Origin of the sequence: Chryseobacterium lathyri (genome assembly GCF_019970085.1) — a bacterium.
Classification (GTDB): Bacteria; Bacteroidota; Bacteroidia; order Flavobacteriales; family Weeksellaceae; genus Chryseobacterium; species Chryseobacterium lathyri.
This window is the reverse complement of the sequence record NZ_JAHXYG010000005.1, coordinates 49,684-62,896: the sequence shown is the minus strand read 5'-3', so window position 1 is coordinate 62,896 and position 13,213 is coordinate 49,684. Positions and strand designations below refer to the sequence as shown.

Below are 13,213 nucleotides of genomic sequence, written 5' to 3'. Positions count from 1 at the left end.
ATCCACATAGAAATTGTTCATGTTTAACATCTTAATAAATCATTCTTACTTAAAAGTTATACTTTAAACCACCAATAATATAGCCTTGTAAAGCAGTTGTAGAAGCTTCTTCTGTACCAAGTTGGCTTGTATAACTATTGATATACTGGAAAGAATTTAAATTTAAAATGTTATTCAATAACAGGCTGTATTCAAAATTTGATTTTTCTTTTCTATATGAAACTTGACCTCCGATTAAGAAGTTCTTAAGTGTGTTATCTCCTGTTTTCTGTATTAAATATTCACTTAAAATATTCCCAATCCATTCTTTTTTAATATTGGCTCTTATTCCAAAAGACAATCTGATGTTATCTTGTTTAGAAGTTGTATCATAAAAGCTCTGCTCGAAAATACCTTTAGTAAAGGTGTAGCCTAAATCAAATTGCAGGGGCTTGTTTTTAAAATTTGTAGATAGCTTTTGGGACAGCTCAAAATTTTGAATGGTAGAAATATTTTCGTTATCACTAATAAAATTTACATTTTTAGTTAAAGCACTTGTAAATTTTGTTTTTAATGTAAAATACTTACCAAATCTTCTATCACTGGCAAACAAAAATATCAGTCGGTCATTATATCTTCCCATTGTATTTTCCATAGCTGAAAATGTACCATAATTGATGGTATTTGTCGTAAAGCTAGGTTTGGTTTTATCATACATCAGCATAAGAAACATGCTGCTTCCTTTTTCTAAATAAGCTCTGTGAAATGTTAATTTATAACTGTCTGTGTTGCTTAGCAAATCGGGGGTAAGACCCATATTTTGATTAAAATATAAATCCTTTGTATATAAAGGGTTGTATTGCAGAAGCTTTAAAGTGGGGAGTTTATATATTGAGTTATATTCCATGCTAATTTCTGTACTGGCTTTAGATGCAGGGGTATATTGAAATTTTAGCCTTTTCTCAAAATAATGTTTCTCATATTCATTGATATTCAGAAAATGAGAACTCAAAGAAGCTGATAGATCAAATCGCCCGAATTGTTTATATACATTCAGATCATTGATATAATGATAAGTTTTTAACGTCCTATTCTCATTTGCCTGTGATACCTGCTCCGTAAGCTCCGATTTTTCATTTTTATAAGAAAATCCTGAATGAAAATTAAAATTGACAAGCTTGTTTTTATTCTTCAGGTAAAAGTCCAGCCCATATCTGTTTGAATTCACGTCATATTGCTGAAATAATGAATTATTATCAGTCAGGAATAGATTGTTATTGGAAAGTATATTTAAATTTCCCGAATAATCTTCATTCATTTGGTTGAAAGCGAAGATTATTTTTGAACTATTCAACTGTTTATTCCACGAAAGAAAATTGCTTACCCCATTATTTTTTACAGTATTATTAATAGTGTAAAAATTGGCATCTGTAGAATATCGGTCTATATTTTGGTTAAAATTGTCCTGAGTAGGATTATATCCGAAGTTGTAATATAGAAAACTGTCATCTGCAAAGCTCTTCTTTATTTTAATTTGAGTAGTTCCTAAAAAGCCTTTATTATTTTCTGTCCTTTGCTCATAAAAATTAAAATCCTTTGACTGCCCTTCGAATGCAGTTCTTTTAGAAGTTGAAAATTTATTCAATTGAGCATTATTGAAAATAGAAAAAGCCGTAATGCTAAAATTCTTTTTTGACTTAGAATACTGCAAAGCTCCAAACTGATTATCCTTAGATTTTACTTTTCCATCATTATTAAGAAAAGTAGGAATATCTATGTTTGAACTGCCATCTGCATTATCTATATCTTCCTGCGTATTCATTTCGTAAAAATCCATGAAGCTAATAGGGTCTTTAGCAATATTATTCGCGTCAGCAATAAGCGCTAAATTTCCAAGTTTTCCGATCCGAAACAAATTAGCATGTCCCAGATATGAATTATTAGTACCATAATTACCTTCTACATTTCCGGTAATCTTTCCTTTATATTCTTCTTTCAGCTTTAAATTAAGTGCTGTGGAACGGTTTCCATTAATGGTAGTATAGTTTTGCCAGAGATCAATGCTTTCAACCATATTAGCCGAAATATTCTGAGTCGCCATTTTATGGTTTTTCCCGAAGAACTCGTTTCCTTCTACTAAAACCTGACCTATTGATTTTCCTTTATAGGTTACTTTTCCGTTTTCATTAATATTTAGTCCCGGAAGCTTTTTAATGAGATCTTCAGTTGTTCTTTCTGTACCGTCTCTTACTGCTTTCAGGTTAAAAGCTATAGTGTCTTCTTTCGCACTGGCTATTTTGGGACGTGCTTTTATTTCTACCGTGGGTATCGTTTTAACCTGTGATTCTAACACAATCTCAAAATCATTTTTTTCGTTTGTGTTAATTTCTACAATCTTTGTTTTGTATAATAGAGATGTAAATTTTAAAGAGAATTTTCCTTTCTCGGAGAACTGGAAATTACAAACCCCTTTATCGTTTGTTTTTTGGAAATCTAAAGTTTTTTCGTTTTTAAGAAGCTGAACATTAACTTCTGGTATGGGAGTTCCATCCATTTCTTTAACGTCAATATTAATATTTTGAGAAAAAGAATAGCTGAAAAAAAATAAAAAAATAATAATCGAAAATTTAAAATTCATTATAAGCGAATATCAGTATGTGTTTCTTTCACTTTTGATGCCTCCTTCATGATTTCCTGAATTTTATCTTTGTCCTTTTCCTGATCTAAAATTTTAAGCTTTGGATTCATAGGCTCAAAATCTGTTTCTTTTCCATCATTATTTATTTTTGTTGCATATACAATAAAATTAGGGGATTCCACTTTTAAAACAAGTCCGGGAAAACTATTATAAACATAAGGCCCTGCACTTACTGGAAAATCTTCTGCATACCATACTTTTACCAAACCTCCATTATTTAATGTAACCTCTGCTAATTTACATGTGTATTTTTCAATTTGCTCAACATTATCTTTATATTCTACTTTGGAAAACTTAGGTGCATAATATTTATAATATTCTTCATCTCCAAAATTTTGATATTGATAGAAGCCGGGATCATTTTTTTTATGGTAAATCTTAATCGGTTTTATAACAAAAGATTCTTTTGTTATGTTAGTCGTTCTTTCGTCCACTTTTTTTCTTTCTTTCTCGTTTTCAAATCCTTCATCAATAATATTTTTATAAAAAGTATTTCCTTCATGAAAGTAAAGTATTTGCTTTTGAGCTTTTTTAAGCCGTTCTTGGGCCTGACTTTTAAATGTGCTTGAGGATTCTGAAGAGTATTCGCTAAGATCCTGCTTATTTACATATTCATATTCTACTTTTAAATTTTGGGCATTAATAAAATTTAAAAAAAATAAAGAGATAAAAAGAGTGTATTTCATATCTGATAAATTATATTTATAAGAACGCCTAAATAAATAGACGTTCTTATTATTTATACTTTTACTAACTATTATTTAGCAACCGTACCAATATGTGGTCATTACCAAATCAGTTGATTTTGTTACAATAAGATTTCCCATACCATCATCAAAATAACTATACGTAACCTCAGTAGTAAAAACAGTCTGATGGCAGATGTTTTTAACATCTTCTGCTTTTTCATCATTTTTCACCTCTTCCAAAGAATTTACTTTGTCAGATGTAGATTTCAAAGATACAGTTTCTTTGCTCTCATTAGAAAAATTATGAACCGGTGCATTGCTTTTAGCAAATCCTAGAGTTGTTCCTGCAAATAAGAACGCTGCGAATAATAATGTTTTCATTTTAGTTTAATTTTTAAATTAAGTAAATTATTTTGCCATATAATCCCTGACACGGGTTTTTGCTGATCAGCGTTGTTGTATTTTCTATACTGTACACATACAAAAAATAAATGGTTATGTTTTTACCCGGAGCAAAGATGCATAAGAAGATGGTATGAAAAAAGTAAATGAACCCTAAATTTGTAAATTTAGAGCTATAGATTTATAAAAATAGAATATTTAGGATGTTGAATATGAATTACTTGTAGTCTTTTTTTTAAACTATTCGTTCTTGGAATCTCTTTGAGATAAATAGAAATAGCAGTACCTTTTCTTTCTTAAAAGCTAAAAAAATGCTTGCTCATGTCTTTTACTAATCGGTTGAATGCATATTCAATACAAAGATAATTAAGATAAGCTGCAAAATAAGGTAACCGAAAAGGTCACCTTCAATTTGAGAGAATTTGTCTTATTTTGATATATCATACAAAAAATAACCCCTCAAATTGTACAATTTGAGGGGTTTTGTTAGAAATTATTTAATTTCTGTGGTTTCTCCAGGAATCGAACCAGGGACACATGGATTTTCAATCCATTGCTCTACCAACTGAGCTAAGAAACCATTATATTTTGTTGGCTTACTTCGTTGTTTTAAAGTGATGCAAAAGTAGTAAGTTTTCCTATATGAAGCAAGTATTAACCGTACTTTTTTAAAATAAAAATAAAACCTACTGATTTTCAGCTGAATTATTTTCCTGTTCCTTTCTGATGTGGTCACTCATCTCCTCCAATACAGGCTTTATCGTACTTTCCGGAAGATCACTGATTCGGATATACATCAATCCGTCAATGGCATCGTTAAAGTTTGGATCCACGTTAAAAGCAATCACTTTCGCATTCTGTTTAATATATTTTTTGATCAGGACAGGTAACCTTAGCTCAGGTTCAAGGTCATCAATAATCTTGTCAAGCTTATTCAAATCAGATTCCATTTCCTCAAAGAAAATATTTTTATCCCGGTCACGAAGCTTTACCTTGTATTCATTTCTCGGCGTGATATATTGTGCAACTGCTGAATCAAAGTAGTTTGAACGCATGAATTCAATCATCAGAGATTTTGAAAACTCAGAAAACTTATTGGAAATACTTACACCGCCCATCAAAAACTTATGGTCGGAATTTCTTAAACATACATGAACGATTCCTCTCCACAAAAGGAAAAGCGGAAGCGGCTTTTGCTGATATTCTTCACAGATGTAAGCACGGCCCATTTCGATCACTTTTTTGAAGAATGGATGGATATCCTGCTCAAACTCAAATAAAGAGCTTGTATAGAATCCTTTGATGCCATATTTCTTCATAACCTCTTTCCCCAAAGCCATTCTGTAGGCTCCTGCAAGCTTCTCCGCACTGCTGTCCCAAAGGAAAAGATGATGATAGTGTTTATCGTATTCGTCAAGGTCAAACGGTAAATTGCTTCCTTCGCCCACAGCACGGAAAGTAAGTTCTCTCTGACGGCCGATCTCCCTCATCACAGAAGGAATTTCCTCGTAAGTCGTGAAATAGATCTCGTAATTTCCGTTACTGAACAGCATTTTTTCTGTCCCTTTCAGGCGGTTGATATCTTTCAGGATATCTTCCTTAGGAGTTTCATCAATGATATTCTGGACAATATTCTCTTCCCTTAACAGCGGGAATTTTAACGTTAGGTTTTTAAGATTGATGCTTTGGGCCAATGATTTTCTCTTTTCGTAGTAAGATTTCATCATATATACCTTACGCTTCAGGAATTCACCCAGCTCTTCAATGGTTTCCATTTCATCCATTGCCTTTACAGTGATGGGCTTTCCTATCCTGATTCTGATCGGTTTTTCCCTGTCGTTCATCATCTCCGCAGGAAGCATCAGCGTCTGTAAACTTGGATGAAGCTTTGCAACCTGATAAAAAAGGCGGCTGTTTTTAGCGTGGAAATACAAGGGAACTACCGGTACTTTAGCCATTCTGATCAGCTTAAGGGCAGGCTTTTCCCAGTCTCTGTCAAGAATTTCTCCATAAGGATTGTTCTTATTAGATACTTCTCCTGCCGGAAAGATCCCCACGCAGCCTCCATTCTGAAGATGTTTCAAGGTTTCACGCATTCCCGAAGTGCTGCTGTAAGCTTCCTTTCTGTTTTCAAAAGGATTTACAGAAATCACATACGGTTCCATGGGTTTAATTTTTTCCAGAAGGAAATTCCCCATTACTTTGAAATCAGGACGCACTTCTGAAAGGATTTTACACATTAAAATTCCGTCAATAGCACCCAGAGGATGGTTTGAGACCAGAATAAACGGTCCGGTTTTCGGAACTTTTGCCAGATCTTCTTCAAAAGCCACATAGCTTAAGTTCCTTTCTCTTACAAATGAGTCGAAAAAATCTTTGCCTTCCTTATCTTTTAATTTGTCGTATAATCTATTAACTTCATTTATTTTGGCAATACTCATCACGGCCGATGCGACCGGGTTTTTAAGGAACCCAATTTTGCTTAAGCCGGAAGCTGTGATAAGATCGTTTTTCGAAATTAAACTCATATGTGTTTAGTCGCAGTTAAAATTATTGTGTTACCATTTGAACCGTATTTTTGGAAATCTGCTCCAATAATACATTTTTTTCCTGGTAAAATTTGTCAATATGATCCATCTTCGCATTTCTTACTGTGAATAAAGATACATTTTTAACCGCTTTGGTTTTAAATATTTTTTGAAGTTCTTCATTAAGCTCATCCACCTGATTGAATTTGTCTTCCAGGCACAAAGCCAATGAAATAGCAGAATTCTGCATAAGGGATACCTTGATTTTATATTTAGAGAGATATCCGAAAATAAGACTCATATGGTCTTCCGCAATGAATGAGAAATCTCTTGTTGAGATCTTTAACAGAATCTGATTCTCTTTTAAGATATAAGATTCTTCATGTTGGTTTTTATCCGAAGCTCCAACTTTAGTTCCTCCTTTGGTAGGATCTACGAAAGATTTTACATAAAAAGGAATGTTTTTTTGCTGCAGAGGCTGCAGTGTTTTCGGGTGAATGACACTTGCTCCGTAATAAGCCATTTCAATGGCCTCCTCGTAAGAAATATTGGAAAGAAGAGAAACATCGCTGAATTTCCTTGGATCCCCTGTCATTACTCCCGGAACATCTTTCCAGATCGTCATGGCATCAGCATTCAGGCAATACGCAAAAATAGCAGCAGAGTAGTCAGAGCCCTCCCTTCCTAAAGTTACCGTAAAATTATTGTCGTCAGAACCAATGAATCCCTGCGTTACATAGCAGATATCCGTATTTAAAGTTGAAATAAATTCTTCGGTTTTTGCCCAGTCTACCATACCTTCCCTGTAGGAACTGTCTGTTTTAATATAATCTCTGGCATCCAGCCATTGATTCGTAAACTGAATTTCATTCAGGTATTCACTCAGAATTTTTGTAGAGATCATTTCCCCGCAGCTTACGACCTGGTCATAGACAAAGCTGTAATTAGGCGATTTGTTTCGTCTTAAGAAAGAATCAATATCATCAAAAAATATATTGATCTCAGCAAAAACTACATGGTTTTCAGGAAACAGACCTTCCGCAATCTCGATGTGTTTTTGTTTTATCTTTTCAATCTCAGTTTGATAGTTATCCTTCTTGAAATAAAGTTCTACAACCTTTTCCAATTCATTTGTCGTTTTGCCCATTGCTGAAATAACCAGCAGACATTTGGCAAATCCCTGACTTTGTAAAACCATGGATACATTTTTTACACTCTCGGCATCTTTTACAGATGCTCCACCAAACTTGAAAATTTTCATTAATTTGTTAAAAATAAAATTGTTAGATTAAAAATTACATGAGTTTTTTACGGAGGTCAAAATTATAAATTTACAACGAGATATGAAAGTTTCTGGCGGCTGGATAGAATTAAGATTTAATTAAAATTGAGACTTGATGAATATTATCAGAATTTTGTTGATTTATTGTCATCAAATGGGGATTAATTACGCAATGATAATTTTAGGTCTATACCATTGTTGGTTCTGTATGGTGTTGAAAAACAACTGTTAAGGTCTTTTCTAATAAAAGCTTTCTTTCTCCGATAAATTTTCCGAAATTTGGGGAAAACGTAAAAAGAAAAATATGTCAAATCAACCATTACAGACTTTAGGAGAATTTCTTATAGATAAACAGGACGATTTTCAATATTCTACAGGTGAATTTTCCCGTCTACTGAGCGCCATAAGATTGGCTTCAAAAGTGGTAAACAGAGAAGTAAACAAAGCCGGAATCGTAGATATAACAGGAGCTGCCGGTAACCAGAATATTCAGGGCGAAGAACAACAGAAACTTGATGTGATTGCCAATGAAATTTTTATTACGGCTTTGTCTCAGAGAGAGGTTGTTTGTGGTATTGCTTCGGAGGAAAATGATGATTTTATTGACATTAAGTGTGGTGAAAACGGCCACCTGAGTAAATATGTCGTGCTGATTGATCCTTTGGACGGATCATCCAATATTGATGTGAATGTTTCTGTCGGAACTATTTTCTCTATTTACAGAAGAGTAACAGAACCCGGAACTCCGGTCCAGCTGGAAGATTTTCTTCAGAAAGGAATCAACCAGATTGCAGCAGGATATGTAATCTACGGTTCTTCTACCATGATCGTTTATACGACCGGAAATGGTGTAAACGGATTTACTCTGGATCCTTCATTGGGAACCTATTATCTTTCTCATCCTAATATGACATTTCCTACCAATGGAAAGATTTATTCCATCAACGAAGGTAATTATATTAAATTCCCTCAAGGTGTGAAAAACTATCTTAAATATTGTCAGATGGAAGAAGGAGACCGTCCTTATACTTCAAGATATATCGGTTCTTTGGTAGCAGATTTCCACAGAAATATGCTAAAAGGAGGAATCTATATTTATCCTTCCTATTCCCAGGCTCCGAACGGAAAATTAAGATTGCTGTACGAATGTAATCCTATGGCATTCCTTGCTGAACAGGCTGGAGGAAAAGCTACTGACGGATTCAGAAGAATTCTGGAGGTAGAACCTACAGAGCTGCATCAGAGAATTCCGTTTTTCTGCGGAAGTATTCAGATGGTGGAAAAAGCAGAGGAATTCATGCGGATTGACAGTGTAAAATAATGAAAGCAAAATATTTCAGATATTTATTGGAATTTAAACGCCCGAGCGGAACGTCTCGCGGCGTTTTGTATGAAAAAGAGACCTTTATTCTCGAGGTTGGAGACAACGGAAGAAAAGGAACAGGGGAGTGTGCAATATTTCGGGGATTGAGTTTTGATGACAGACCGGATTATGAAGAAAAACTCCAATGGCTTTGTGAAAATATTGATCGTGGCTACCTATACTTAAAAGAAGAACTGAAAGAGTTTCCGTCTATATGGTTCGGATATGAGCAGGCAGTTTTGAATCTGAAATACGGAGAGAATCTGTATTTTCCAAGTGAATTTACCGAAGGGAAATCTGCTATCGTGATCAATGGATTGATCTGGATGGGAAACATTCTGTATATGGAGGAACAAATCCGGGAAAAGCTTGAAAAAGGATTTCATTGTATCAAATTGAAGATTGGTGTTGACTGGGAATCTGAGCACAAAATCCTTCAGAAGTTAAGAGAAAAATTCTCAAAAGGTGCGTTGGAGCTTCGGGTAGATGCTAATGGCGGATTTAGTAGGGAAGAAGCAAAGACTGTTTTACAGCAGCTTTCAGATCTTCATATTCATTCTATTGAGCAGCCAATCAAGGCTGGAAACTGGAGTGATATGGCCTCATTGTGTGCCGGAGCTCCTACGCCGATTGCTTTGGATGAAGAACTGATTGGAATTACTGACCCTGCCGAAAAGAAAAAGCTTTTAGAAAGCATTAAGCCTCAGTATATTATTTTAAAACCTGCTCTGGTCGGAGGTTTTTCAGGCTCAGATGAATGGATCTCTCTTGCAGAAGAGCAGAATATCGGCTGGTGGATCACGTCTGCTCTTGAAAGTAATATAGGACTGAATGCTATTGCCCAGTATACATTCACTAAAAAAAATCCGATGCCGCAAGGTTTGGGCACCGGATCTCTATTTGTAAATAATTTTGAATCTAGTTTAGAACTGAACAATGAACTATTGTGGTTTAAAACGCCAAGAAATTAAACTAAATTCATGCAAATGCAAATTTTCCGTAAATAGTACATATTACGGATAGGAAATACCTTCAAATATCACTAAAGAAGATACAGACGTGAAAATGAGGCAAAAGTAGTGTTAGGGTCGATAAACTTTATTTTATGATCAGTACTCTTATTAAATCACGTCTTTTACAAAAATTGCTTCCTTTATATATCTTACTATATAAGAAAACTTGTTTTTAATTCTTTTCATGATAAAATATTTTTATTTCTCTTTGTAATGAAATTTACAATCTTTATGCCAATGTCGGTATTGGAACGAAGTTTAACATATAGTTCATTTTATGGGATTTTTTTAATTAATCATTAAGGAATAATTGTGAAAATATTTTCGTTATTTTTTGATCGCCCTGTGATTAAATTTCTGTCAATTCCATATAAATTCTGAAAAATATCTTTTTGAACCATTGAACTGGAAAGATATCCCCAATGGTTTCCTATTTCATATTTAAAACTTTTCAGGATATCATCCTCTACAAAAGTACAGTCGATGATAGAAACGATATCTTTCAGTTTTTCAATATCGCTGGGGCCATTCTTGCCTAATCTGGGGGTCAGAATATTTTTAGTAAATTGTGAAATCCCCAATACCGTGTCTTTTCTGTTGAGATAAATAGAAATACGGTTGGCCAGCAGCGGAAGTTTGCTATATGAATCTTCAGAGTCTTCGAAGACTTTATAGGATACATCAGCATTTAAAAGCAAAACCTGATCGATAACGCGGAGGATATTTTCTTTTTTAAGGCTGTAAAGCATACTTTGAAGCACCCTGTTTCCAAGAGAATGGGCCATCAGGTGAATTCTTTGATTACACGGAGCCAGGTCACGGGTTGAAAAAATATCTTTTAAAAATTGGGTGTAAAAATAAAACAACCGCATCAGCGATGACCCTGAATTAATACTTGATGCCTTGTCATCAAAATAAGTCAGAGGAATAATACTGCTTGAAGCAGGCCAGCTCACAAAAAGGATATGCTCTACAGGGGATGCCGGATTATCGATAAACAGCTTTTTAAGATCGATAATTGCCTTTAATTCATCATCAAAATCGTATGCATACCCATGAATAAAAATCAGTACATCGCTTCTTTCTTTTGTAGAAGACATATTCTTATATAATTCATAGAACATTCTTTGGGTTCCGCCTAGATTATTGGCTGTCCGTGAGGAACTTTTAATGCCTTTTTCATTCCGTAAAACTTCCAGGACATCTTCATAGCCCTGCTTTTCGGGCTCAGAAAATAATTTGTAATTTAAGATGTTACGGTTGGTATAATCTTTCTTCTTTTTGGGTGCAGTAGGCTCTTTGTAGGTGTCAAAATCACATTTTGCGATCCTGAAATTGGGAATAGAATATTCATCATTGGAAAATGAATCTGCTTTTTCGCCTTTGTGACGGACGATCTTACGATTGCTTAGGATATAAACAGCCATAGTGGGTAAATTTTGTAATTGGTCTTATTTCTATCTAAGTTAGCTATAAATAATGAATTTATTAGTCTTTCAGCATTTAGATTATCATTTCCATAAGCCCTAAATTTTCCGTAACTTTGTCAAACTTTTTTTGCATACAATAAAAGCTAATTTAAATGGAAGAAGAAAAAAAATCACTCAATTTTATTGAGCAAATTATTGAAGATGATATGGCAAACGGTCTGAAAAAAGAACAGATCCGTTTCCGTTTTCCGCCTGAACCTAATGGATACCTGCATATTGGCCATACAAAAGCCATCTGCATCAACTTTGGACTGGGCGAAAAATACAATGCTCCCGTAAACCTTCGTTTCGACGATACGAACCCTGAGAAAGAAGAGCAGGAATTCGTGGATTCTATCAAAAAAGATGTGGAATGGTTAGGTTACAAATGGGATAAAGAACTGTATGCATCCGACTACTTCCAGCAGCTTTACGAATGGGCCGTACAGATGATTAAAGACGGAAAAGCTTATGTAGATGAGCAGCCTTCTGAAGTGATCACGGAGCAGAGAAAGAATCCTGCAGAGCCGGGAATAGAGTCGCCGTACAGAAACCGTCCGGTAGAAGAATCTCTTGACCTGTTCGAAAGAATGAAGAACGGAGAGTTTGAGGAAGGTTCTATGTCTCTTCGTGCGCAGATCGATATGGTGTCCCCAAACATGAATTTACGTGATCCTGTGATGTACAGAATCCTGAAAAGACCTCACCACAGAACAGGTACAGCATGGAAAATCTATCCGATGTACGACTGGGCACACGGAGAATCTGATTATCTGGAACAGGTTTCACACTCATTGTGTTCATTAGAATTTGAAAATCACAGACCGCTTTATAACTGGTATCTTGAGCAGGTATACGACGAATCTAAAATAGCACCTAAGCAAAGAGAATTCGCAAGAATGAATGTCTCTTATATGATCACTTCCAAAAGAAAGCTTCAAAGGCTGGTTGCTGAAAAAGCAGTGACAGGTTGGGATGATCCGAGAATGCCTACTATTTCCGGAATGAGAAGAAAAGGTTTCACGCCGGCATCAATCAAAAATTTCATTGAAAAAGTAGGGGTGGCCAAAAGAGAAAACCTGATCGAAATTCAGTTGCTTGATTTCTGTGTACGTGAAGACCTGAACAAGGTGGCAAAACGTGTGATGGCAGTTGTAGATCCGGTTAAGCTAGTTATTGAAAATTATCCTGAAGGTAAGGAAGAATGGCTTGAAACTGAAAATAATCCTGAACAGGAAAATGCAGGGACAAGAGAAGTTCCTTTCTCCAGAGAATTATATATCGAAAGAGAAGATTTTAAAGAAGAGGCTAATAATAAGTTTTTCAGACTAAAATTGGGCGGGGAAGTTCGTCTGAAATCAGCCTATATCATCAAAGCGGAAAGAGTAGAGAAGGATGAAAACGGAGAGATCACTACGATCTATGCAAGCTATGATGAAAAGAGCAAATCCGGAAGCGGTACCGAAGAAAGCTTGAGAAAAGTAAAAGGGACACTTCACTGGGTATCTGCTACTCATGCAATCCCGGTAGATGTAAGAATTTACGAAAAACTATTTACCGTAGAGCAACCTGATGCAGAGAAGGATGTAGATTTCCTGAACTTCATCAATCCTGAATCGGTAACAACCATTAAAGGATTTGCTGAGCCAAGTTTAAAGGATGTTGCTGTGGGAGAGCCACTTCAGTTCCAGAGAATCGGGTATTTTACAAAAGACCGTGATTCTACGGATTCTAATTTAGTATTTAACCGTACGGTAACATTGAAGGATTCATTCAAACCGGAATAATCT

The 13,213-nt window shown here is 35.0% G+C and carries 9 protein-coding genes and 1 tRNA gene; 3 read left to right on the top strand and 7 right to left on the bottom strand.

What is annotated here, in order from left to right; all coding sequences use genetic code 11:
* Positions 1-49: 49 nt before the first annotated feature.
* The 6 genes from LC418_RS16160 to LC418_RS16135 form a co-directional block, all read right to left on the bottom strand.
* On the bottom strand, positions 50-2,617 hold the full coding sequence (locus LC418_RS16160) for a TonB-dependent receptor (protein ID WP_223559905.1): 2,568 nt from the start codon (positions 2,615-2,617) through the stop codon (positions 50-52).
* On the bottom strand, positions 2,617-3,363 hold the full coding sequence (locus tag LC418_RS16155; RefSeq protein WP_223559904.1) for a GLPGLI family protein: 747 nt from the start codon (positions 3,361-3,363) through the stop codon (positions 2,617-2,619). The genes LC418_RS16160 and LC418_RS16155 overlap by 1 nt, the downstream gene beginning before the upstream one ends.
* 75 nt (positions 3,364-3,438) lie before the next feature.
* Positions 3,439-3,747, bottom strand: coding sequence for a hypothetical protein (locus tag LC418_RS16150; protein WP_223559903.1), 309 nt, complete (start codon positions 3,745-3,747; stop codon positions 3,439-3,441).
* Positions 3,748-4,275: 528 nt separating this feature from the next.
* Positions 4,276-4,348, bottom strand: a tRNA-Phe gene (locus LC418_RS16145).
* A 106-nt stretch (positions 4,349-4,454) separates the two neighbouring features.
* Entirely contained in the window at positions 4,455-6,296 is a 1,842-nt protein-coding gene (locus tag LC418_RS16140) for a lysophospholipid acyltransferase family protein (RefSeq protein ID WP_111960686.1), read from the bottom strand.
* Positions 6,297-6,318: 22 nt separating this feature from the next.
* Complete coding sequence (locus LC418_RS16135) at positions 6,319-7,557, bottom strand: aspartate kinase (RefSeq protein WP_223559902.1); 1,239 nt, start codon at positions 7,555-7,557, stop codon at positions 6,319-6,321.
* 325 nt (positions 7,558-7,882) lie between these two features.
* Here LC418_RS16135 and fbp point away from each other — a divergent pair, with 325 nt between their 5' ends.
* Positions 7,883-8,899, top strand: coding sequence for a class 1 fructose-bisphosphatase (gene fbp, locus LC418_RS16130; protein WP_040998657.1), 1,017 nt, complete (start codon positions 7,883-7,885; stop codon positions 8,897-8,899).
* On the top strand, positions 8,899-9,912 hold the full coding sequence (locus LC418_RS16125) for an o-succinylbenzoate synthase (protein ID WP_223559901.1): 1,014 nt from the start codon (positions 8,899-8,901) through the stop codon (positions 9,910-9,912). The genes fbp and LC418_RS16125 overlap by 1 nt, the downstream gene beginning before the upstream one ends.
* A gap of 341 nt (positions 9,913-10,253) precedes the next feature.
* Here the strand turns inward: LC418_RS16125 and LC418_RS16120 are convergent, their stop codons facing one another.
* Positions 10,254-11,381 carry an alpha/beta hydrolase gene (locus LC418_RS16120; RefSeq protein WP_223559900.1) on the bottom strand — a complete coding sequence of 376 codons (1,128 nt, stop codon included), beginning with the start codon at positions 11,379-11,381 and terminating at the stop codon, positions 10,254-10,256.
* 155 nt (positions 11,382-11,536) lie between these two features.
* Between LC418_RS16120 and LC418_RS16115 the strand changes: the two genes are divergently transcribed.
* Positions 11,537-13,210, top strand: a complete 1,674-nt coding sequence (locus LC418_RS16115; protein WP_111960694.1) for a glutamine--tRNA ligase/YqeY domain fusion protein — start codon at positions 11,537-11,539, stop codon at positions 13,208-13,210.
* The last annotated feature ends 3 nt before the right edge of the window (positions 13,211-13,213 follow it).